This window comes from Aureimonas sp. AU20 (genome assembly GCF_001442755.1).
Lineage (GTDB): Bacteria > Pseudomonadota > Alphaproteobacteria > Rhizobiales > Rhizobiaceae > Aureimonas.
The window spans coordinates 1,172,000-1,194,343 of the sequence record NZ_CP006367.1 but is presented as its reverse complement, the minus strand read 5'-3'; the positions used below and the strand labels follow the sequence as shown (position 1 = coordinate 1,194,343).

At 68.2% G+C, this 22,344-nt stretch carries 15 protein-coding genes; 4 read left to right on the top strand and 11 right to left on the bottom strand.

Features of this window, described 5'->3' with window-relative positions:
- Position 1: 1 nt before the first annotated feature.
- Together M673_RS05395 and ispG are read right to left on the bottom strand one after the other, a co-directional pair.
- Complete coding sequence (locus tag M673_RS05395; RefSeq protein ID WP_061974251.1) at positions 2 to 871, bottom strand: lytic transglycosylase domain-containing protein; 870 nt, start codon at positions 869 to 871, stop codon at positions 2 to 4.
- Entirely contained in the window at positions 868 to 2,136 is a 1,269-nt protein-coding gene (ispG, locus tag M673_RS05390; protein WP_061974248.1) for a flavodoxin-dependent (E)-4-hydroxy-3-methylbut-2-enyl-diphosphate synthase, read from the bottom strand. Before ispG ends, M673_RS05395 begins: the two co-directional genes overlap by 4 nt.
- Positions 2,137 to 2,389: 253 nt before the next feature.
- Between ispG and M673_RS23560 the strand changes: the two genes are divergently transcribed.
- Both M673_RS23560 and M673_RS23555 read left to right on the top strand, forming a co-directional pair.
- Complete coding sequence (locus M673_RS23560; protein ID WP_082639185.1) at positions 2,390 to 2,548, top strand: DUF3309 family protein; 159 nt, start codon at positions 2,390 to 2,392, stop codon at positions 2,546 to 2,548.
- 123 nt (positions 2,549 to 2,671) lie between these two features.
- Positions 2,672 to 2,830 carry a DUF3309 family protein gene (locus M673_RS23555; RefSeq protein WP_082639184.1) on the top strand — a complete coding sequence of 53 codons (159 nt, stop codon included), beginning with the start codon at positions 2,672 to 2,674 and terminating at the stop codon, positions 2,828 to 2,830.
- 22 nt (positions 2,831 to 2,852) lie between these two features.
- Here the strand turns inward: M673_RS23555 and M673_RS05385 are convergent, their stop codons facing one another.
- From M673_RS05385 to M673_RS05345, 9 genes are all read right to left on the bottom strand, one after another.
- The gene (locus M673_RS05385; protein ID WP_061974246.1) at positions 2,853 to 4,100 is read right to left on the bottom strand and encodes an MFS transporter; all 1,248 of its coding nucleotides are present in this window, start codon (positions 4,098 to 4,100) and stop codon (positions 2,853 to 2,855) included.
- 70 nt (positions 4,101 to 4,170) lie between these two features.
- Positions 4,171 to 5,004, bottom strand: coding sequence for a DeoR/GlpR family DNA-binding transcription regulator (locus M673_RS05380; protein WP_061974244.1), 834 nt, complete (start codon positions 5,002 to 5,004; stop codon positions 4,171 to 4,173).
- Positions 5,005 to 5,185: 181 nt separating this feature from the next.
- The gene (locus M673_RS05375; RefSeq protein WP_061974242.1) at positions 5,186 to 6,073 is read right to left on the bottom strand and encodes a DMT family transporter; all 888 of its coding nucleotides are present in this window, start codon (positions 6,071 to 6,073) and stop codon (positions 5,186 to 5,188) included.
- A gap of 663 nt (positions 6,074 to 6,736) precedes the next feature.
- Positions 6,737 to 7,795, bottom strand: a complete 1,059-nt coding sequence (locus M673_RS05370) for a Gfo/Idh/MocA family protein (protein ID WP_061974240.1) — start codon at positions 7,793 to 7,795, stop codon at positions 6,737 to 6,739.
- Positions 7,792 to 8,577: a ThuA domain-containing protein gene (locus tag M673_RS05365; protein ID WP_061974239.1), complete on the bottom strand. Its 786-nt coding sequence runs from the start codon at positions 8,575 to 8,577 to the stop codon at positions 7,792 to 7,794. The genes M673_RS05370 and M673_RS05365 overlap by 4 nt, the downstream gene beginning before the upstream one ends.
- A gap of 71 nt (positions 8,578 to 8,648) precedes the next feature.
- Positions 8,649 to 11,372, bottom strand: coding sequence for a malto-oligosyltrehalose synthase (treY, locus tag M673_RS05360; protein ID WP_061974237.1), 2,724 nt, complete (start codon positions 11,370 to 11,372; stop codon positions 8,649 to 8,651).
- Entirely contained in the window at positions 11,369 to 13,228 is a 1,860-nt protein-coding gene (gene malQ, locus M673_RS05355) for a 4-alpha-glucanotransferase (protein ID WP_061974235.1), read from the bottom strand. Before malQ ends, treY begins: the two co-directional genes overlap by 4 nt.
- Positions 13,221 to 15,104: a malto-oligosyltrehalose trehalohydrolase gene (gene treZ, locus M673_RS05350; RefSeq protein WP_061974234.1), complete on the bottom strand. Its 1,884-nt coding sequence runs from the start codon at positions 15,102 to 15,104 to the stop codon at positions 13,221 to 13,223. The genes malQ and treZ overlap by 8 nt, the downstream gene beginning before the upstream one ends.
- Positions 15,105 to 15,277: 173 nt before the next feature.
- Positions 15,278 to 16,441, bottom strand: coding sequence for a zinc-binding metallopeptidase family protein (locus tag M673_RS05345; RefSeq protein ID WP_061974232.1), 1,164 nt, complete (start codon positions 16,439 to 16,441; stop codon positions 15,278 to 15,280).
- A 188-nt stretch (positions 16,442 to 16,629) separates the two neighbouring features.
- Between M673_RS05345 and M673_RS05340 the strand changes: the two genes are divergently transcribed.
- Complete coding sequence (locus M673_RS05340; RefSeq protein WP_061974231.1) at positions 16,630 to 19,962, top strand: transglutaminase family protein; 3,333 nt, start codon at positions 16,630 to 16,632, stop codon at positions 19,960 to 19,962.
- Positions 19,952 to 22,339: a circularly permuted type 2 ATP-grasp protein gene (locus M673_RS05335; RefSeq protein ID WP_244493077.1), complete on the top strand. Its 2,388-nt coding sequence runs from the start codon at positions 19,952 to 19,954 to the stop codon at positions 22,337 to 22,339. The genes M673_RS05340 and M673_RS05335 overlap by 11 nt, the downstream gene beginning before the upstream one ends.
- The last annotated feature ends 5 nt before the right edge of the window (positions 22,340 to 22,344 follow it).

Below are 22,344 nucleotides of genomic sequence, written 5' to 3'. Positions count from 1 at the left end.
CTCAGCGGTTCTTCATGACCACGCAGGAGCCGCCGACGCCGCGATATTTCGCGCAGAACGCGTCGGCCGCGCCCCGCGTGTTGGCGCCGATGCGGATCGCGGTGATGCGGCGCGGGCCGGACAGGGGTCGGGTGCGCATGACGATGGGCTCCACGCCGCCGAGCACGCCGGGATAGCGGTCCTGCAGCTTGCGATAAAGGCGAACGGCGATCGCCTCGTTGGGATGGCCGGCGACCTGCGCGCCCCAGGGGCGCATGGGCGCGCTTTCGGCCGCCGCGAAGACGGTTCGCGTCGGCAGGATGGGCAGGCGGCGGCAGCCGAGCGCGAAGTCGAGATCCTTCACCAGCGGCGCCACCTCCGCCTCGCGCTTTTCCTCGCGGAAGAAGGCGGCGGGCTGCGCGGTGATGGAAAGGACATAGTCCTCGGTCTCGTAGGGAAGCCGCCCGCCGCTCTGCATCCAGCGTTTGACGCGATTGATGCCGCCATTATAGGCCGCCGCCGCCAAGCCCCACGAGCCGAGTTCGGCGCGCAGGTCCCGCAGGTAGCGGGCGGAATGGCGCAGCGCCTCGCGCTTGTCGAACGGGTCCGTCAGGCCTCGCTCCCTGGCGGTGTAGGGCATGAACTGGGCGATGCCCTGCGCGCCGACCGGCGAAAGGGCGGATTCGTCGAAGCGCGACTCCTTCCAGATCAGCCGCGCAAAGAAGGCCGGCTCCATGCCGACCGCACCGGCATTCTCGGCGATGAGGTCGCAGATTTCCGCCACGCGCGGATTGTTCTTCTCGCCCGTCTTGTCCTCGGCCAGGGCAAGTGACGGCCCGGCCACGACGAGCGCGGCCCCGACCAGGGCGGAGCGCAGGAGGTGTCGCGTCATTCGGCGGCGGCGCGCCCGCCCCCGAAGCGGCGCTCGATATAGGCGAGAACCATCTCATGGAACTCCTGTGCGATGCCGGCGCCGCGCAGCGTCGCAACCTTCACCCCGTCCATATAGACCGGGGCGGAGGGCACCTCGGCCGTGCCGGGCAGCGAGATGCCGATATCGGCGTGCTTGGACTCGCCCGGCCCGTTGACGATGCAGCCCATGACGGCGACCGACAGCGCCTCGACGCCGGGATAGCGCTCGCGCCAAACCGGCATGTTGCGGCGAATGTCGTTCTGGATCGTCTCGGCCAGTTCCTGGAAGAGCGTGGAGGTCGTGCGCCCGCAACCCGGGCAGGCCGCGACGATCGGGATGAACTGCCGGAAGCCCATGGTCTGGAGGAGTTCCTGCGCGACCTGCACCTCCTTGGTGCGGTCGCCGCCGGGCTCGGGCGTCAGCGAAACGCGGATCGTGTCGCCGATGCCCTCCTGCAGGAGAATGCCCATGGCGGCCGAGGAGGCGACGATGCCCTTGGAGCCCATGCCCGCTTCCGTCAGGCCGAGATGGATCGCATGGTCGGTGCGGCGCGACAGGTCACGATAAACGGCGATGAGGTCCTGCACGTTGGAGACCTTGGCCGAAAGGATGATGCGCTCGCGCGCAAGGCCCGTCTCCTCCGCCAGCGCGGCGGACAGAAGCGCCGACTGGATGATCGCCTCGCGCATCACGGCCCGGGCCGGGCGTGGCTCGGATAGCGCCGAGTTCTGGTCCATAAGCCGCGTCAGCAGCTCCTGGTCGAGCGAGCCCCAGTTGACGCCGATGCGCACGGGCTTGTCGTGCCGGATCGCCATCTCGACAATCTCAATGAACTGCCGGTCCTTCTTGTCCTTGAAGCCGACATTGCCGGGATTGATGCGGTACTTGGCGAGCGCGGCGGCGCAGTCGGGATAGTCGGCGAGCAGCTTGTGGCCGATATAGTGAAAGTCGCCGACCAGCGGCACGGAAAGGCCGAGCCGATCCAGCCGCTCGCGAATGCGCGGCACGGCGGCGGCGGATTCCGGCCGGTCCACGGTAATGCGCACGATCTCGGAGCCGGCGCGCGACAGCTGCGCCACCTGCGCCACGGTGGCGTCGATATCAGCCGTGTCGGTGTTGGTCATGGACTGCACCACGACCGGCGCCGCGCCGCCGACGAGAACGCCGCCGACATCGACGCCCACCGTCCGGCGACGGGGCAACGGATCGGCGAGAACGGGTTCGAGCGGCGTGGCTGAGGTCATGAGGTCGGCTTCCCAGCGAAAAGGGCGGTGGCGCTCCGGCGAGCCGCGAACGCGTTTCCCGTCTATATCGCCTCGCGCGCGTGTCAAATGAAGAGACTTCGTGTCGCGAGCATGACGCGAGGCGCATCGTGACCACCCCGCCCCGCTTGCGGCGGCGGCCGAGGCCTGTCACCTCCTCCCGGTCCGATTCATTTCGGGTCGCCGTTCGAGGTCTCGCGGGCGGCCCGCCCCTGCCCCTCCTAGAGGAAAGCCCATGCCCATCGGCGCCGCCCTGAGCCTGTTCTGCCTTCTCCTGCTGCTCGGCTTCCTGCCGATCTGGCCCTGGTCGCGCGGGTGGTCCTATCGACCGGCGCTTCTGGTCGGCGTGGTCTTCACCTTCGCGGTGATGATTTGGGTGACGATCCTGGTCTAAGGGATCGCTCGGCGAGCCCGACACCGAACAAAAAGGTTCCTGCGGCAAATTGTGTCGGGAATGTGGAACCCGGACACGGGCACGTGAGTTTCACTGGCACGATTGTTCCAAGTGGAGTTCCCCATGTCCATCGGCACCATTCTCCTGATCGTCCTGATCCTCCTCCTGATCGGCGCCTTTCCCGGCTGGGGCTACTCGCGCGGTTGGGGCTACGGCCCAAGCGGCCTTCTCGGCTTCCTTCTCGTGGTGGTTCTGATCCTCGTCCTGCTCGGACGAATCTGACCCACCCCAAAGAGGTGGCCGCTCAGGCGGCCACCTTTTCCCGCGCCTCGGCCACCGGGGCGACCTGCCGCCGGTCGGCCCCGTGCATCAGGCCCGACAGTGCGAAGACCACGAGAAGACAGACGCAAAGGCCGAGGAACACCGGCGAGAAGCCGAAATGCTCGGCGAAGAAGCCGATCGCCGATGGCGCGATGAGAATGCCGCTATAGCCGATCGAGGTCGCGATCGAGATCGCGATGCCGGGCTTCATCCCCTCCAGATTGCCGGCCGCCGAAAAGGCGATAGGCACGAGGTTGGACAAGCCGATCCCTAGGATCGCAAAGCCCAAGAGCGCCAGCGCCAAGCCGTTGGCAAGGCTCACCAGCACCAGACCCGCCATGGCGAAGCCGAGCGACAGGCGGATGGTCCGCACCGCACCGAGCCGATCGCGGATCACATCCCCCAGGAAGCGGAACAGCGCCATCGTGGCCGAGAAGGCGGCGAAGGCGAGGCCGGAGGTCGTGGTGTCCGCGCCCAGATCCCGCCGGAGATAAATGGCGCTCCAGTCGATCGCCGCGCCTTCCGGCACCATCGAAAACAGCGCGCAGACGCCGAGCGCCACCGCGATCAGCCTGCCCGATCCTTTGGGCACGGTGGCCGACGCCCCGCCGCCTTGCGCGGAGGCGGCCTTGGCCTCGGTCTCGGCCGGGCTTTCGCGGTCGTCCATCATGAAGCGGCCAATTGGCCAGAGCGCGGCGAGCATGACGAGGCAAACCATCGTGGCCTGACCCAGTGAGCCGAGCGCCACGATCAACGGGCCGCCCAGCGTCGCGCCGAGCACGCCGCCGATCGACCAGAACCCGTGGCAGGAGGACATCATGGCCGAGGGCAAGGTGCGCTCGGTGGCGACCGCATTGGCGTTCATGGCCACGTCCATGCCGCCCATCGTCATGCCGAAGAAGAGAATGGCGGCCGCCGCCGTCCACGGTGTCGGCGCCAGAACCAGAAGCGGCAAGGCGAAGGCGAGCAGCGCCTGGAGCGCGAGCGTCGGCACGCGTGAGCCAAGGCGGGCCGTCGCCGCGCCGACCAGCGGCATGGCGGCCACTGCGCCGACGCCGAAGACGAGGATGAGAAGTCCGAGGCGCCCTTCGCTGAGCGACAGGCGATCCGCCAGAAGCGGGATCTGCGGCGTCCAATTGCCGAGAATGAAGCCGTTGACGAGGAAGGCGAGCGAGACCGCGATCCGGCGCGCCGGCCAGGCGGACGCGCGGCGGGAAAGAGAGGGGGACACGGGCTGTTTCCTTGGGCTTGAACAGGGGCCGGCTTGGGCGGGGCCGGGTTGAACGGCGATCAGACTTAACTCAGGAGGCCTTGCGGGCGGATTTGGCCGCGGGGCCGCGCTCGGCCAGGGGCGGACGGGCGCGCAGGAGACGAAGGCCCGCAGCCTCCATCGGGCCAAGCGCGGCCTCCGGCGCGTCATGTTCGATAACCAATGTGTCGAGCTGGCCCGTGTCGAGCACGGGAAAAGGCGCGACGCTGGCGAGCTTCTCGTTCACCACCGCAGCCACCACCGCGCCGGCCCGCGCCGCGATGGCGCGCTTGAAGGCGGCGTCGTCATAGTCCTGCGCGGTAATGCCGATTTCGGCATCGACACCGCAAATACCGAGCACGAGAAGATCCGGACGCATGGTCTCGGCCTCGCCCTGGCTGCGCGCGCCGAGGCAGGCACCGGCATGCCGGTTCACGCGTCCGCCGAGAAGCACGACATCGATCAGGGGCTTGCCGTCGAGCGCGCAGGCAATGGCGGGCGCATGGGTGACGACAGTCAGGGGCAAATCGTCCCGCAGCGCTTCGGCCACCAGGATATTGGTCGAGCCGGCGTCGATGAAGAGCGTGGCGTTGGCGGGCATCATCTCGCCTATGCGCTCAGCCAGGGCCTGCGCCAGGGTCCGCTTGCGATCGCTCGACTCCTCCCGCCGCCGGCTGAGCGAGACCAGTCCGGGCGCCGGCGGCAGGGCGCCGCCATAGACGCGGCGGCACAGTCCCGACGAAGCGAGTTCGCGCAGGTCCCGCCGGATCGTGTCCTCCGACACGCCGAATTCGCGCGCGAGGTCGGAGGCGAGAACGCGCCCGTCCCGCGCCAAACGATCGCGAATGAGGGTCTGCCGCTCGGGCGTGAGAGAAAGCATGATCATGCCGGATGTTCCGATGAAGTCGAAACACTCTATGCACGTTTCCGCCCGATTCGTCAAAAATAAGAACGCAGCCTTGTTCGCCAAATGCGGGCCAACTTGCTGCATGCAACAAAAAACCCGCCACGAGGGCGGGTTCTCTGGGAGTTTCAGGCTTCGAAGCTCCGATGGGGGATCGCTTCGCTCACAGCGCCCGGGCAGCGGGCTTGGGCAAGGCGGGTGCCGTACGGCGATCCTCGCCACCGCCCAGCGTCATCATGCCGCAGAAGCCGACCAGCGCCATGCCGGCGACGGCCAGCGGATCGGGGAACTCGCCGAACAGGAGGGCGCCAAGCAGGGCTGCCCAGACGATCTGGCTATACTGCGTCGGCGCGAGACGGCTGGCGGGCGCGAGGCGGGCGGCCACCACCATGGCGATGTTGCCGATGCCCGCGCACAGACCGCCCACCACGAGGATCGGCCAATGCGCGGTGGAGGGCATGACGAAATGCGGGATCATCAGGAGGCCGTTGGTCAGCGTCGCGGCCATAAGCACGCCGCCGACCAGCGTCAGCCGCTTTTCCGTCTGCCCGAGCGAGCGCAGGAGAATGGCGCTGAGCGCGCCGGAAAAGGCGCAGACGATCGCCGCCAGATGTCCCAGCGTCAAGGCGTTGAAACCGGGGCGCACCACCAGCATGACGCCGGCGAGTCCGCCCAGCAGCGCCAGCCAGCGGCCCGGGCCGACCGACTCCCTCAGGAGCACCATGGAGAGGATCGCGACGAAGACCGGCAGCAGGAAGATCAGCGAATAGGCCTGCGCCATCGGCAGATGCGTGAAGGCGTAGATGGCCGACATGCCGCCCACCGTGCCTGTGGTCATGCGCGCGAGCACCAGCCAGGGGCGGTGCGGACGCACGATCGAGCGCCAGGTCTCGCCCGGCCGCTTCGACAGGAGCGCCGGCCCCAGCGCGATCAGCGATACGAAGAAGCCGATCTCGAAGGTCGGAAGCGACGAACCCAGCAGTTTGCCGGCAGCGTCCGAGCAGGAATAGGAGAGATAGGCCAGGAAGGCCAAGAGGATGCCGGTCTGCATGGATGCGACTTTGCAAAAACAGGGATAGCCGGCATCGCGATCGGTCGATCGTTTGCCCTTGCGGGCGCGTATTCGGGACGGGAAGGTCGGCAAGCGCACTATCGCGCTTCCCGGTTGATAATTCCTTTCGAGGCGCCTTCGCAACGGCGGCAAGCCGCTGATTCCGATCATATAATCTTACGCCGTCACGGTCGGCGTGATTGTACTGCATCGCCGCGGAGAGTGCGGCGAAACCAAGGAAAATCCTGCGGCGAAAATAAGAATTCCGGCTTGGTGCGCAGAGATCGCAGAGATCGCAGAGATCGCAGAGATCGCAGAGATCGCAGAGGCCAAGAGACGGTCTGACGACGCGGTTTAGAAGGGTCGTCGCGTGATTTCTCACGCATTCGCGGGGCATCAAACGTGAAGGATGGTCGGGCATCGGTGAAGATCGACAACGGTCTATGCGGACAGGCGAGCCATCTGATGCGCTTGCGCAGTTCCAATGCACCTGTGCGCCGTGGCGCGCCGTGTGGACGGAAGGAAAAGCGCTGACTGACCAACCGACCCGGCTGTCAAACGGTGTCTGAGGGCTTTTGCCCGTAGGCGCCGCTCGGAGCCATCCGTAAAAGCCGGCCCAGTACGTGGATTTCCCCCGTCGGGCCGGCTTTCATATCCCAGCCGTCAGTTGACCGGCAGCATGCGCCCCTCTTCGTCCGAGACGAAGCAGAGGTCCAAGAGCTTCTGGATGCCGGCAGCGTGGCGGAAGTTCGGCTGGCCGTTCTCCCCGGTCATCAGCGCCAGGGCGAAGCGGTGCTCGTTTCGCGGCGTCACGGGGCAGTCCACCTTGACCCAGGTCTGGGTTTCGCGGTCGGCGCCGAGGCAAACTTCCAGGCGCGATTCCAGATGGTTGGCCCAGATGCGCAGCGCCCCCTCCTCGCCATAGATCGCGAGGTTGAGATCGTTCAGATTGCCCGTGGCATAGCGCGACATGTGGACGACGCCGAGCGCGCCGTTTCGCATCTCCACCGTCATCGCGACGCTGTCGTTCACATCGAGCCTGTACGCGCCGATCGCGCCGCCCTCGGCCTTGTCGTAGGTCTTCATCCGCGCCTGGAGGGCGGCGAACTCGAGACCCGTGCCAAAGGTCACGAAGTCGAGAATGTGGATGCCGATGTCGCCCAGCACGCCCTTGGAGCCGTGCGCGGAGGACAGGCGCCAGAGCCAGCGCTCGTCGGTGCGCCAGTCGCCCCAGTGGCCGGCCGTCAGCCAGCTCTGGAGATAGCTCGCCTCGAAATGGCGGATCGTGCCGATGCGCCCGTCGTCCACCATGCGCCGCGCCATCTGGATGGCATGGGCGTTGCGATAGGTGAGGTTCACCATGTTGACGAGGCCGGCGCCCTCCGCCGCCTCGGTCATCGCCAGCGCGTCGGGATAGTTCACCGCCAGCGGCTTCTCGCAGAAGACCGGCTTGCCGGCCTCGATCAGCTGCAGCGTCGTCGCCTTGTGGACGCCGTCCGGCGTCGAGTTCACCGCCGCGTCGAACTCACCCCAGGCGATGGCCTCGCCGAGCGAAGCGAAGGTCTGCGGGATGGAATGCTCCAGCGCGAAGAGCCGGGCGCGCTCCAGATTGGTGTCGACGGCGGCCACGACCCGCATGTTGGGAATGGAGGAGAAATGCTCGGCATGGCGGGCAGCGATGCCGCCCGTGCCGAGGATCAGGATGCGCTTCTCCTCGCTCATCGATAGCCCGCCTCGCCGGCCTTGTGCAGCGAGCCGCCCTTCTGCTCGATCTTTTCGCGCGCCTGGTCGATCGGCACGTTGGGCGCCTCGGCGACCTCGCGCCAGGGCTTGGCGGGGTTGTAGGCCCAGCGCGCGGCGTTGCGCAGAACGCGGCGCACGTTCGGGTCGTGATAGATCGGATAGGTCTCGTGGCCTGGCTCGAAGTAGAAGATGCGGCCCGCCCCGCGCTGGTAGGTGAGGCCCGAGCGGAACACCTCGCCGCCCTCGAACCAGGACACGAAGACCGTTTCCAGCGGCTCGGGAACCAGGAAGGGCTCGCCGTACATCTCCGAATTCGGAAGCTCGATCGCCTTGTCGATGCCTTGCGTGATGGGGTGGCTGGGATTGATGACCCAGAGCCGCTCGCGCTCGCCCGCCTCGCGCCAGCGCAAGGAACAGGGCGTGCCCATCAGCCGCTTGAAGATCTTCGAGAAATGGCCGGAATGGAGGACGATAAGCCCCATGCCTTCGTGGATGCGCTGCGCGACGCGCTCGACCACGGCATCCTCGACTTTCGCATGCGCCTTGTGGCCCCACCAGACGAGAACGTCGGTCTCGTCCAGCCGCGCCTTCGACAGGCCATGCTCGGGCTCTTCCAGCGTCGCCGTGGAGACCTCGAACCCCTCCTCCTCGCGAAGCCCCCCTGCGATCGCGTTGTGCAGCCCGTCCGGGTAGATCTCGCGGACGACCGCATTCTCCTTTTCGTGCAGATACTCGTTCCAGACGACAACGCGGATCGACATCAGGCGCCTCCCATCCTGCTGGGCGCGGGGACACACGCCCCGCGCGTTTCGGCCTTGGGTCCCAAGGCTTTTCAGTCGGCGAGAAGCAGCGCGAGGGGGAGCTCGGCCAGAACCTCGCTCAGCTTCAGGCTCGCGCCCGTACCGACCGTCTTCTGCGTCAAGATGTCATCAAACCGGGCGCTCGCAAGGTGAGACGGCAAACGAACGGCCGTATCTCCCCAGCTTTTCGCGTCCAACATCGGCCGCTCCGCCTTGTCGCCCAGGAGTTGCAGCGCGAGGCGCGGGACGATCGTCACGGCCGCCCGCCCATCGGCATCGGTGCGTGCGAAGGCGACGACGTGAGCCGCCTTCTCGCCCGTTACCTCGAGCGGGATGTAGCGCCCCTTGGTGAAGAGCTCGGGCGCCTTGATGCGCGCCTTCAGCGCCGCGGCGGTGAGCTTGGCCTTGACGCGCCCGTCGCGCCAATGCGCGAGGCTTTCGGCAACGGAGTGCCCGTCCTCCATCGCCGTCTGCCGGGCGGCGAAGTCGATCTTGCGCCGGTTGTCGGGGTCGACAAGGCTGAGGTCGTAGAACTCGGTGCCCTGGTAGATATCGGGAACGCCCGGCGCCGTGAGCTTGATCAGCGTCTGCGACAGGGAGTTGAGCGCGCCGGCCACGACGAAGGGCTGCGACTTCAGCCAGAAGTCCGCGAGGAGGCCGCCGGTCTCGCCCTCGCGCAGGATGGCGGACACGAATCCCTTCAGCGCTTCCTCGTAAGCCTCGTCCGGCGCGGTCCAGCTCGTGTAGCGCTTGGCCTCGCGCACGGCTTTCTCGGCGAAGGCCAGAAGCCGCTCTTCCAGAGCTTTGCGCGCCTCGGCGTCGGCCGGATCGAAATCGGCCGGCAGCACGCCGAGCAGCGACTGGTAGAAGCCCCATTCGGTGGCCGGGTCGGGGGACACATGCGTCTCGCCGGACGACGCCTCGCCCAGCACTTTGCGCCAGGGCTCCAGGGCGCCCGCCATCTCTTCCACCAAAGCGGCCCAGCGTTCGGGCGCCTCGCTCAGCGTGTACAGCCGGGCGCGCGCATCCTCGCCGCGCTTGGTGTCATGGGTGGAGGAGGCCATGAGACCGTCCGGCTGGTCCTCCAGGCGGATCGCCATCTCGTCGTGGAAACGCGGGGTCGAGGTGCCGTAATGGTCGGGCTCGCCGCCCACCTCGTTCAGAGCGATCAAGCGGTTGTAGCGATAGAAGACCGTGTCCTCCACGGCCTTGGCCATCACCGCGCCGGTGGTCTGCTGGAAGCGCCGCGTGAAGTTCAGCGCTCCGGTCACGTCGCGCCCGTCCTCGAAGGCGAGCTTCAGGAGCCGGCCGACAAAGGCGATCGGCTCGTCGGCCTCGACCTTGCGGGTGCTCTTGGCCAGTTCCACCGCGTCGTCGATGACCTCGACATCCTTGTCCGGCACGCCGGCGACGCCGCAATAGGTGCGGTAGACCGGCAAGGCGGTCGCCACCTCGACGATGGAGCGGCTCATGTCGTCGCGCCCGAAATCGCGCGTTTCGAGATCATTGGCCGCCACCTGCATGGCGGTCTCGGTCAGAACCTGCAGCTCACCCGCCAGATTGTGGGTGAAGATCGCCCGCTTCTGGTCGGCGATCATACTGCGCAGGTCCTCGTCGGTGCCGACGAAGGCCGTATAAGCCTTGCTCATCGCCTCCTCCTTGGAGGCGTCGACATAGAGCCCGGCGACGGCGGTGATGAACTCGTAGCCCGTGGTGCCGGCGATGTTCCAGCTTTTGCGCAGTCGCTCCGGCCCGGTCAGGATCTTCTCGACATGGATCGAGACGTCGCGGCGCAGCGCCTCGAAGCCGGCGGCGAGTTCGCTGAGATAGCCCTTCGGGTCGGCGACGCCGTCGACATGGTCGATGCGGATGCCGTCCAGCCGGCGCTCGCGCGCCAGCTGGAAGATGGTGCGATGCGAGTCGCGGAAGACGCGGCGCATTTCCTGGCGCACGCCGATCAGGTCCGCGATCTCGAAGAACCGGCGATAGGAGAGTTTTTCGCGCGCGAGACGCCACCAGGCGAGACGCCAGGCTTGCACCTCGTGGAAGGCGTGCAGAGCCTGGCTGTCGGCGTTCAGCGCCTCGATGCCCTTCTTGAGCGCGGCGAGAAAGGCGGGGTCGGCGACATGCTCGGCGAAGCGCTCGGTCAGCTCCTCGCCGTCGGTCGGCAGCGAAGCGGCGAAGCGGCGCACCAGACTGTCGCGGTGCTCGTGCTCGACGAAGCCGAAGACGTGGCTGAGCGTGCGCGGGTCCACCGGCAGGCCGTAGCCATTGGCGGAAAAGCGCACCTCGCCGCGCGCCTCGTCATAGACCACCTTCAGCGCGCCGGTGCGCAGCGCCTCGCCATAGGGCGCGCCCAGCGTCGGAATGAGGATCTTCTCCTCGTCCCAGGAAATGTCGAAGGTCTGCGCGTAGCGGCTTTCGCGGCCCCAGCGCAGCACGTCCTCCCACCAGGGGTTCTCCTGGGAGACGCCCATGTGGTTGGGCACGAAGTCGAGGATCAGGCCGAGATCGGCGGCCATCAGCGCGTCGCTCATCCGGCCGAAACCGGCGTCGCCGCCCAGATCCGCCTCGAAGCGGTTGTAGTCCACCACGTCGTAGCCGTGGGTCGAGCCGGGCGAGGCGGAGAAGACGGGCGAGGCGTAGAGGTGGCTCGTCCCCAGCACCTTGAGATAGGGCACGAGGTCCTGAGCCTCAGAGAAGCCCGTCCCCTCGCGGAACTGCAGTCGATAGGTCGCGATCAGGGGACGGCTCATGGGGTCTCCGGTCTCTCGTCGCGCATCGCGCGGGCCATGGCTTGGAAACGCTCGTCGCCCGCCAGCTCTTCCAGGCGGATGTCGGAGCGGATGCGCCAGTTGGGATATTCATCGGTCGTGCCCGGCAGGTTCGGCTGCTTTTCCGAACCGATCATGTCCTCCATCTGCACGGCGAAGAGCATGGAGCGGGTGCGCGCGCCGAAGCGGTGGATCGCGAGCGCCAGCTCGAAAGGCAGCCGCGCCGGCAAGGTGGCGCCGCCGTCCGCCAGCGCGATCTCCTCGGGCGGCAGGAGGTTCTCGTGGCGCAGCGCCGCCATCAGCGTGCGCCGGTCGCGGTCGCGCTCGGCCATATCGCGCTGCGTAGCGGCCGCGTTCTGCCGCCCCGTCTCGGCGCGCAGGCGCACGTCCGACCCGTGCCACCAGCCCGAAAGGGTGGCGAGATCATGGGTCGAGATGCAGGCGAGCGAGGTCTCGGGATACTCGCCCGTCGCCTTGAACAGCCCGTCCTTCCAGCGCTCGAAATAGAGCACCTTATAGGAAAGGATGTGGCTGTCGGTCATGGCCTCTCGGAAGCCCTCCGGTACGGTGCCGAGATCCTCGCCGATCACCAGACAGTTCGTGTCCTGCGACACGCGGGCCAGGGCATCCACCATGGCGCCGAGGGGATAGCGGACATAGCCGCCCCCGCCCGAGCGCTCGCCCTCGGGAATCCACCAGAGGCGCGCAAGGCCCATGGCGTGGTCGATGCGGATCGCGCCGGCATGTTCCATCAGGCTGGCATAGGCGGCCGAAAGGGGCGCGTATTGCCGCTCGGCCAGGGCCTTGGGCGAGAGCGGCGCGAGGCCCCAGTCCTGCCCGTCCGAGTTGAACATGTCGGGCGGCGAGCCGACGCGCGCCTCGCGCACCGTCAGCGCCGGGTCGGCCCAGGTCTCGGCCCCGTCGGGCGAGACGCCGACGGCGAAGTCGAGATAAAGGCCGATGCCCATGCCCGCCGCCTTGGCGCGGCGCTGCGCCTCGGCCAGCTGCCGGTCGCACTGGTACTGGAGCCAGACGTGGAAGCGGATCTGATCCTCGTGCCCGGCCTCGAAGACGCGCGCGCCCTCGCCGTTGCGGTCGCGCAGATCCTCGGGCCAATGGTGCCAGCCGGCACTGCCGCCGTCCGCGCGCACGCTTTCGGAGATCGCCTCGAACAGGGCGAAGCCGCGCAGCGCGTCGCCGCCCCGCTCCAGGAAAGCGCGGAAGCTTTCGTCGCGCCCCAGCCCGTCCTTGGCCCGTTCATAGAGAGTGCGCAGCAGCGGCACCTTCACGCGCGCCACGGCGCGGTAGTCCACCAGCTCGCCGTCCAGCCCCTCGAACAGGTCTGGCTCGGCCTCGCGCAGCGCCGCGATGGCCTCCGCCCCACCGTCGATCGTATCGACCGCGAGATAGAACGGGTTGATGAAGCGGCGCGTCGAGGGCGAATAGGGGCTGTAATGCCCGGCATCGGCCAGAAACAGCGCATGCAGCGGATTGACGCCGACAAAGGACGCGCCGGTCGGCGCGACGGTCTCGGCCAGCGCGGCCAGGTCCTCGAAATCGCCGATGCCGAGATTGCGCGCCGAACGCAGGCTGTAGAGCTGGCAGGTGACGCCCCAGGCGCGGCGCGAGGCGACGCTGCCCGGCAGCGCGCAGGCAAGGCTCGCCTTGTGCTCGGCCTGTGCGAAGTGCCCGGCCTCGCCCCCAACGGGGTCGACCTGCAGCGCGCGCAGGAGCCCGTCCTGCGCCGCTTCGCCGATCTCCTTCGGCTCGCCCATCTCGGAGACGTAGCGGATCTGGATGCCGTGGCTTTCCGCCAGGGTTTCGAGCGGCTTATTCATCGTCCGGCTCCGCGATCAGCAACGTGTCCGACAGGATAGCGAGGACGCAGCAGGCCGGCACCGCGCCGCCGGTCACTTCCTCGAAGGCGTTCTTGTGGTTGGTGTAGACGCAGCTGGCCCGCCCGATCTGGTCTTCCACCAGCGCGTCCTCCAGGTCCCAGACCTCGTCCGACAGATTGGCGACGAGATGCCAGAAGCGGCCGGGCTGAAGCTCCCAGGCGACCACGAAGCCGAGCCCTTCCACCAGCGCCATGCCCGTGCCGCCGGGCGCGGCGCCCAGAAGCGGCATCAGCGTTTCCTGCCGGATGGTCAGAAGCTTGCGCGTCACCTGCAGGCGCCGCTTGTGCGTCGGCTGGGTCAGCCGGCCCCAGTCGAGGCGGGAAATCTCGAAGGTGCGCTCGTCGTTCGGGTCGGGGAAGATGTCGGCGGCCTCGGGGTCCTCGAAGGCGGCAAAGCTCTTGAACTCGCGCTTGCGCCCCTTCGACACCGAATTGGCCAGTTCGCCGTCGAAATCGGTGAAGAAGCAGAAGGAGTTGGTGTCGCCGAATTCGTCGCCCTGGAACATCAGGGGGATCTGCGGCGACAGGAGCAGGATCGACTGGAGGCAGTCGTAGACGCGGCCCGAGGAAAGCGAGCGCAGCCGGTCGCCGAAGGCTCGGTTGCCGATCTGGTCGTGGTTCTGGATGAAGTTGACGAAGGCGGTGGGCGGCAGTTCGGCCGAATCGGTGCCGACGCGCCGCTTGCGATGCTCGGACTCCTGCCCCTGGAACACGAAGCCCGTGGCGAGCGCGGTCGCCATCTGCTCGGCCGAGTTCGGGTCGTAGTCCCGGTAATAGCCTTCCTGGTCGTTGGTGCCGATCACATGGGCGGTGTGGTGGAAGTCGTCGTTCCACTCGCCAGAGACGAGCGGAATCTTGCCCCCCTCGCCGCGCTCGATGTGCCAGCGGATGTTGCGGTCGTCCTCGGTGGTGATGTGGACGTGCCGATCGGTGATGGTCTCTCGCACGCGGGCGGCGAGTTCCTTCACCAGCGGCGTTTCGGTCGTGTCCTTGATGGAGTCGATCGCGTCCAGCCGCAGCCCGTCGATGCGGAACTCGTTCATCCAGTAGAGCGCGTTCTCGATCATGAACTCGCGCACCGGCGCCTCGTCATAGGCGATGGCCGCGCCCCAGGGCGTCGCGATTTCCGAATGGAAGAACTCCGGCACGTATTCGGGCAGGTAGTTCCCGTCCGGGCCGAAGTGGTTGTAGACGACGTCGAGAAAGACCATCAGCCCGCGCTCGTGCGCGGCGTCCACCAGACGCTTCAGCCCTTCCGGCCCGCCATAGACCTGATGCGGGGCGTAGAGCAGCACGCCGTCATAGCCCCAGCCGCGCTGCCCGCCGAACTGCGCGATGGGCATGAGTTCGATCGCGGTGATGCCGGTGTCCCTTAGATGGTCGAGCTTGCCGATGACCGCATCGAACGTGCCCTCCGGCGTGAAGGTGCCGACATGCAGCTCGTAGAAGACGCATTCGTGCCAGGGCCGGCCGGCCCATTCGGCGCTGCGCCACTTGTGCGCGTTGGGATCGACGACGCGCGACAGCCAGTGGACGTCGCCCCCTTGCGCGCGCGCCGCCGGATCGGGCCTCACCTTGCCGCCGTCGAAGCGGAAGCCGTAGCCGTCGCCCGGCTGGACCTGATCGGTCACCAGTTCCCACCAGCCGCCCTCGCCCTTCGTCATCGGCTCGAAGCGCTCGCACTGGTACTCGTCGGATTCCGCGCTGGCGACATCGACGCTTCCCGCGCTCGGCGCCCAGATGCGGAAGCGCGTGCGCCCGTCCTCGTATTGCGCGCCCCACCCTAGGTCGAAAGAAAAAGTCCTGGCACCGTTCATAGGGGCTCCGCCGGTTCGCAAAAGGTCATGCACGATGGGTGAGACGCCCCTTCGCTTGCGCGAAGGCGAAGGGGCGTCGTCGCTGCTGTTGCTCAGCTTAAGTGGAGCGGGAAAGGGCAGTGCCAGTGACCGGAAGGGGAAATTTTCCAGTCGCTCGCGCCAGCCCCCGCGCCTCAGCCGGCCGCCACCATCGGCTCGTTCGCTGCGTTGGACTGGCGGCCGAGGTCCTCGGCCTCTTCCGACATGCCGTGCGCCTCGTCGGCGCCCGCGCGCTGGCCGACCCGGCCGTGAACGAGATCGTGGATGAAGCCAAGCTTGGCGATGACGGTCGGCGACAGAACGAAGGGATAAAGGTCCTGCAGGCCCATGGCGCGGTTCATGGAGTTCAGCGCCTGGCTGAGCGCCAGCCACGCGTCGGCGATCTCCTCCATCGTCGTGTTGGGGTCGTAGACCTTGAGGCCCAGATCGGTGGTCAGGATGCCGTCGCGGTCGAGCCGCGGCTGGATGGCAATGCCGTAGGAACCGCCGACCTCAAGCGTGTCGATGATGTGGAGATAGTGCGCCCAGGTCTCGGCGAAGTCCTCCCAGGCGTGGGAGCCAGCATAGGAAGAGACGAACTCGTCCTGCCAGTTCGGCTTGGGGCCGTTGTTGTAGTGGTTCTGCAGCGCCTGGCCGTAGTCCTCGCGGTCGTCGCCGAACACGGCGCGGCACTGGTCGAGCAGGTTGCCGTCGCGCACCAGGATGTCCCAGTACCAATGGCCGACCTCGTGGCGGAAATGGCCGAGCAGCGTGCGATAAGGCTCGCCCATCGAGGTCCGGCGCTTCTCGCGCTCGGCATCGTCCGCTTCCGCCAGCGCCACGGTGATGATGCCCTCGTCATGGCCGGTCATCACTTTCTGGTCCGAGTTCGGATCGTCGGCCAGGAACTTGAAGCCGAGGCCTTCGGGATGCTCGTCGCGCGTATAGAGCGGCAGGTCCAGGCGCAGCAGCGTGTAGAAGAGCCGGTGCTTGGCCGCTTCCATCTTGGCCCAGAGCGCCTGGTTCTCGGGGTCGGACAGGTCGGGTACCATCAGATTGTGGCGGTCCGCCAGGCACAGGCGCTCCACGCCCTCGGCGGGCACCAGCCAGTTGCACACCCCGTACTGGTAGTTGTCGCAATAGCGCCAGTGCGATCCGTCGCTGCCCCGGCCGACCGAAACCCAGCCGTCGTCGGCCGCTTCCAGCGCCAGCACGCGGTTGGCGCGCGGCTCGTAGCCCAAGGCATGACCGCAGCGCTCGCACACCACGTTGTTGAAGAAGACGACCTGATCGCAGGACGGGCAGGAGAAGAGTTTCATCGAAAAAGTTCCTGATGGCGGGCTTTGGCCAATTCCCGCGCCTAACTCGGGTCCTTCCGCCTTGTTCCGCACCGCAACCGATTCCGTTAATAATTCCGGAAAGCGCGCAGTTTGTGCAACGCGAAGGTTTCGGTGGCGGCGCCTTGTGCCTATGCTGCCCGTTCGACTGGTCATGTGTAAGGGAACCGATGCCGATCCTCGCCGCACTCCGCCACCTGACCCATTATCGCTACGACCGACCCGTTACCCTCGGCCCGCAGACGATCCGGCTTCGGCCAGCCCCCCATTCGCGCACGCGCACCCCCGCCTATTCTCTGCGCATCGAGCCGGCGAACCATTTCGTGAACTGGCAGCAGGACCCGTTCGGCAACTGGCTGGCGCGCGTCGTCTTTCCCGAGAAGGTGCGCGAGCTGCGCATCGAGGTCGATCTTCTCGCCGACATGACAGTCTACAATCCGTTCGACTTCTTCATGGAGACATGGGCGGAGACCTATCCCTTCGCCTATGGCGACGATCTCCTCATCGACCTCAAGCCCTATCTCGCGCACGAGCCGGCAGGCCCCCTGCTCCAGACCTTCCTGACGCAGGTCGACCGCACGCCCCGGCGCACGATCGACTTCCTCGTCGAGATCAACCGGCTGGTCCAGCAGCGCATCGACTATCTCATCCGCATGGAACCCGGCGTCCAGACGCCGGAGGAGACGCTGGAAAAGGGCTCGGGCTCCTGCCGCGACTCCTCCTGGCTCCTGGTCAACGCGCTGCGCCATCTCGGCCTCGCCGCCCGCTTCGTCTCGGGCTACCTGATCCAGCTGAAGCCCGACCGCGTCGCGCTGGACGGGCCGGCCGGCACGGCGGTCGACTTCTGCGATCTGCATGCATGGGTGGAGGTCTACGTGCCGGGTGCCGGCTGGATCGGCTTCGACCCGACCTCCGGCCTGATGACCGGCGAAAGCCACGTGCCGCTGGCGGCGACCCCGCACTACCGCTCCGCCGCGCCGATCGCCGGCGGGGTGGATTTCGCCGAGACCGAGTTCGACTTCGCCATGGAGGTGACGCGCGTTTCCGAAGCGCCGCGCGTCTCGAAACCCTTTTCCGACGAGAGCTGGGAGGCGCTCGACGCGCTTGGGGCAAAGGTGGACGGCGACCTCCAATCCATGGACGTGCGCCTCACCATGGGCGGCGAGCCGACCTTCGTTTCGATCGACGATTTCGAGGCGGCCGAGTGGAACGCCGACGCGACGGGGCCGCGCAAGCGGGGCTTGGCCGACGGTCTGATCCGCCGGCTGCGGCAGCGCTTCGCGCCGGGCGGCTTTCTCCATCACGGCCAGGGCAAGTGGTATCCCGGCGAATCCCTGCCGCGCTGGACCTATTCGCTCTACTGGCGCAAGGACGGCAAGCCGATCTGGCGCAACCCCGATCTGTTCGCCGCCGAAGCGGGCTCGGGCGAGGAGACACCCGGCGAGGCGACGGCCGAGACGGCGCGGGTGCTTCTCGAGGGCGTGGCCAAGCGGCTCGGCGTCGAGCCCGGCAACGCGCTGCCCGCCTTCGAGGACCCGTCCTACTGGCTCGTGCGCGAGGCGCAGCTGCCCGAGAACGTTTCGCCGGACAATTCCAGGCTGGAAAACCCGGAGGAGCGCGCGCGCCTCGCCCGCGTGTTCGATCGGGGGCTGAACAATCCTGTCGGCTACGTCATGCCGGTGCAGGCGTGGCAGGCGCTGCCGGCCCGTTGGATGTCGGAGCGCTGGTCGACGCGGCGCGGCCAGCTCTTCCTGGTGCCGGGCGACTCGGCGCTGGGCTACCGCCTGCCGCTGGCCGCCCTGCCCTGGTTGCCGCCGGCACGCTATCCCTACACGCACCCGGCCGATCCGATGCAGCGTTTCCCCGACCTGCCGGAGCGCGAGATCCTGGGCCAGGTGCAGAAGCGCATCTCGCAGGCCGACCCGGCGCCTGCCTGGTCGCCGCCCGAGCCCGGGCCGGAAGCCGAGATCGGCGGCTATGTCCGCACCGCCGTCGCCATCGAGCCGCGCGACGGCGTTCTCCATGTCTTCATGCCGCCCCTGGAATCGGCCGAGGCCTATCTCGACCTTCTCGCCGCCGTGGAGGACGAGGCCGAGGCGATGGCGCTGCCCGTGCGCATCGAGGGCTATGCCCCGCCTTTCGACCCGCGCCTCGACGTGATGCGCGTCGCGCCCGACCCGGGCGTGATCGAGGTGAACGTCCATCCCGCCGCGTCCTGGGGCGAGGCGGTGGCCATTACGCAAGGCGTCTACGAGGACGCGCGCCAATCCCGGCTCGGCACCGACAAGTTCATGGTGGACGGGCGCCATGCCGGCACGGGCGGCGGCAACCATGTGGTGATCGGTGGCGCGACGCCGATCGACAGCCCCTTCCTGCGCCGACCCGACCTTCTGAAGTCGCTGGTGCTCTATTGGCAGCGTCACCCGTCGCTGTCCTACCTCTTTTCCGGCCTCTTCATCGGGCCGACCAGCCAAGCGCCGCGCATCGACGAAGCCCGGCACGACCAGCTTTACGAGCTCGAGATCGCCATGGCGCAGGTGCCCGCGCCCGGCGAGGGCGCAGCGCCCCCGCCCTGGCTGGTGGACCGCCTGTTCCGCAATCTCCTGGTGGACGTGACGGGCAACACGCACCGCTCGGAAATCTGCATCGACAAGCTTTATTCGCCCGACGGCCCGACCGGGCGGCTCGGCCTCGTGGAGTTTCGCGGCTTCGAGATGCCGCCAGACGCGCGCATGAGTCTGGCCCAGCAGCTTCTGATCCGCGCGCTCATCGCGCGCTTCTGGCGCGAGCCGCAGGCCGGGCGCTTCGCGCGCTGGGGCACGCAGCTGCACGACCGCTTCATGCTGCCGGCCTTCGTCTGGGAGGATTTTCTCGCCGTTCTGGCCGAGCTGACGCGCGCCGGCTATCCCGTGCGGCCGGAATGGTTCGAGGCGCAATGGGAGTTCCGCTTCCCCTTCTGCGGCGAAGTGCGCCACGAGGGCGTGACGCTGGAGCTGCGCCAAGCGCTGGAGCCCTGGCACGTCATGGGCGAGACGGGCGCCATCGGCGGTACGGTTCGCTTCGTGGATTCCTCCGTCGAGCGCCTTCAGGTGAAGCTCTCCGGCTTCGACACCTCGCGCCACATCGTCACCTGCAACGGGCGGCCGGTGCCGCTGGCCCCCACGCGGGATGTCGGCACCTTTGTCGGCGGCGTGCGCTTCAAGGCGTGGCAGCCGGCCTCGGGCCTGCATCCCACCATCCCCGTCCACGCGCCGCTGACCTTCGACATCTACGACCGCTGGTCGGGCCGCTCGCTCGGCGGCTGCACCTATCATGTCGCCCATCCCGGCGGGCGCTCGTACGACACGTTCCCGGTCAACGCCAACGAGGCCGAGGCGCGGCGTCTGGCGCGGTTCGAGGCGATCGGCCACACGCCGGGCGCCTTCCAGCCTCCGGCCGAAATCCCCGACCCGAGCTTCCCGCACACGCTCGATCTCAGACGGCCTGCCTTCCTTGCCGTCTGAGACCATCCCCATCGAAGCCGGCAAAGCCGCCGCTCCGCCCGCCGCCCGCTACGACGAGATGCGGGCGGCGGACGGCTCCGTGCGCCCGCATTACCGCCCGCTGACGGAGGCGCTGGCCGGCTGGAGCGAAGCCGAGCGCGAGACGCGCTTTCGCGCCGCGCGGCAATATCTGGGCGAGGCCGGCGTCTTCTACCGATCGGGCACGGATGGCGGTGAGCGGCTTTGGCCGATCGCCTTTCCGCCCGTGGTCATCGAGGCCGAGGAATGGCGGCGGCTGGAAGCGGGGCTGCGCCAACGCGCCGTCTATCTCGAACGGCTGCTGACCGATCTCTACGGTGAGCGGCGCATGGTCCGCGAGGGGCACCTGCCGGGCCTGCTTCTGGCCGGCAACCCGGAGTTCCTGCGCCCGCTTGCCGACCAGGGCCGCACCGGCCGCCCGCTGATCCGCTTCATCGCCGTGGATCTCGGCCGGGGGCCGGACGGGCGCTGGTACGTGATCGGAGACCGCACGCAGGCGCCCTCGGGCTCGGGCTTCGCGTTGGAAAATCGCGTCGCCACTTCGCGCGCCTTTCCCGACCTCGCCCGCTCGCTTCACGTCCGGCGCCTCGCCGGTTTCTTTGGCCGCTTCCGTGAGACGCTGAACGAGCTCAACGGCACGGAAGGGGCGCGCGTCGGCCTGCTGACCCCCGGCCCGCTGAACGAGACGTATTTCGAGCATTCCTATCTCGCCCGCTATCTCGGCTTCCACCTTCTAGAAGGCGGCGATCTCGTGGTGCGGGGAGACGAGGCCAAAATCCGCACCGTGGACGGCTTGCGTCCCGTGCGCGTCCTCTGGCGCCGGCTCGACGCCGACTATGCCGATCCGCTTGAGCTTTATTCCCGCTCGCGCATCGGCACGCCCGGCCTCGTGCGCGCCATCCGCGCCGGCAAGCTCGAACTCGTCAACGCGCTGGGCTCGGGGCTTCTGGAAACGCCGGCCTTCGCCGCCTTCGAACAGGGCATGGCGCGGGCGCTGATCGGCGAGCCCCTGCAACTCGCCTCGGCCGAAACGCGCTGGCTGGGCGAGCCGGGCGCTCAAGGGTTCGCTCACGCCTTGCCACCCGGCTGGCGTCTTGCCCGCGCCCTGCCCGCTCCCTCCGGCCCCGAGGCGCCGATCTCGGCCGAGGAACTGGCCGAGCGGGCTAAGGGGCGCGGCGGGGCGGATGTCGTGGCGCTGCGCCAACCGCCGCTCTCCACCGTGCCCGTGTTCGGCGAGGGGGAACTCGAAAGCCGCCCGGTGACCTTGCGGGTGTTTCTGGCGCGCGGCCCGGACGGATGGGACGTCATGCCCGGCGGCTTTGCCCGCGCCGCCCATGACGAGCGGGGCGATGCGTTGGGCATCGCCGCCGGCGGGCGCTCCGTCGATGTCTGGATCGCCGGCGAGGCGGACGAACGGCCCGTTTCGCTGCTGGCCTCTCCGGAAGCTGGCTACCACCGCCGCCTGCCGGGCTCGCTTCCCGCCCGCGCGGCCGACAATCTCTTCTGGCTCGGGCGCTATGTCGAGCGGCTGGAAGTCGCCTTCCGGCACTGGCGCGCCGCGATCGAGCGCGCCGAGGCGGGCGAGGACCCCGCGCCCGTGGACGAGGCGCGCATCAACCTCCTGCGCGTGGCCGGCGTCGGCCTTGGCGGGGCGGACCCGATCCACGGCCTGAAGGAACTCGCCGACAGCGCCTTCCATCTCGCCTCGCGCATTCGCGACCGGTTCTCGCCCGATGCCTGGCGGGTTCTGGCCGAGATCGCGGAGGTGACGGCCGAGGCCATGCGCCTGCCCCCGCGCGAGCGCGACGACGCGCTGCTCGCTGGCCGGGTGCTGACGCGCCTCGCCGGCTTCGCCGGTCTGGTGCAGGAGAACATGTATCGCTTCACCGGCTGGCGCTTCCACGAATGCGGCCGGCGGCTGGAGCGCCTTTCGGCCACGGCAGAGGCGGCGGGCGCCTTCATGGCGGCGGGCGGCGACGGCGTGTTCGAGGCGCTGCTGGAATTCACCGACAGCCGGATGACCTATCGCCGTCGCTTCTCGGTGCAACTCGGCAGCAGCACGGTGATCGACCTCGCGCTGCTCGACCCGCTCAACCCGCGCTCCCTCGCTTTCCAGGCAAGGGCGCTGGAAGCCGCGCTGGCGGAACTGCCGGGCAATCTCATGGGCGAAAGCCTGGACCCGGCCTCGCGCCGCACGGCGCGGCTGCAGGTGCGCCTGCGCACGGCCCAGCCCGGCGAGGTGACGCCGGCGTTCCTCCGGCGTGTGGCGCGCGACGGATACGAGATCTCCGACCTTCTCTCGCAGCGCTATTTCGCCCTGGCGCCGCGCGGCGAGGCGGAACGCTCGGACACGGAATAGACCGC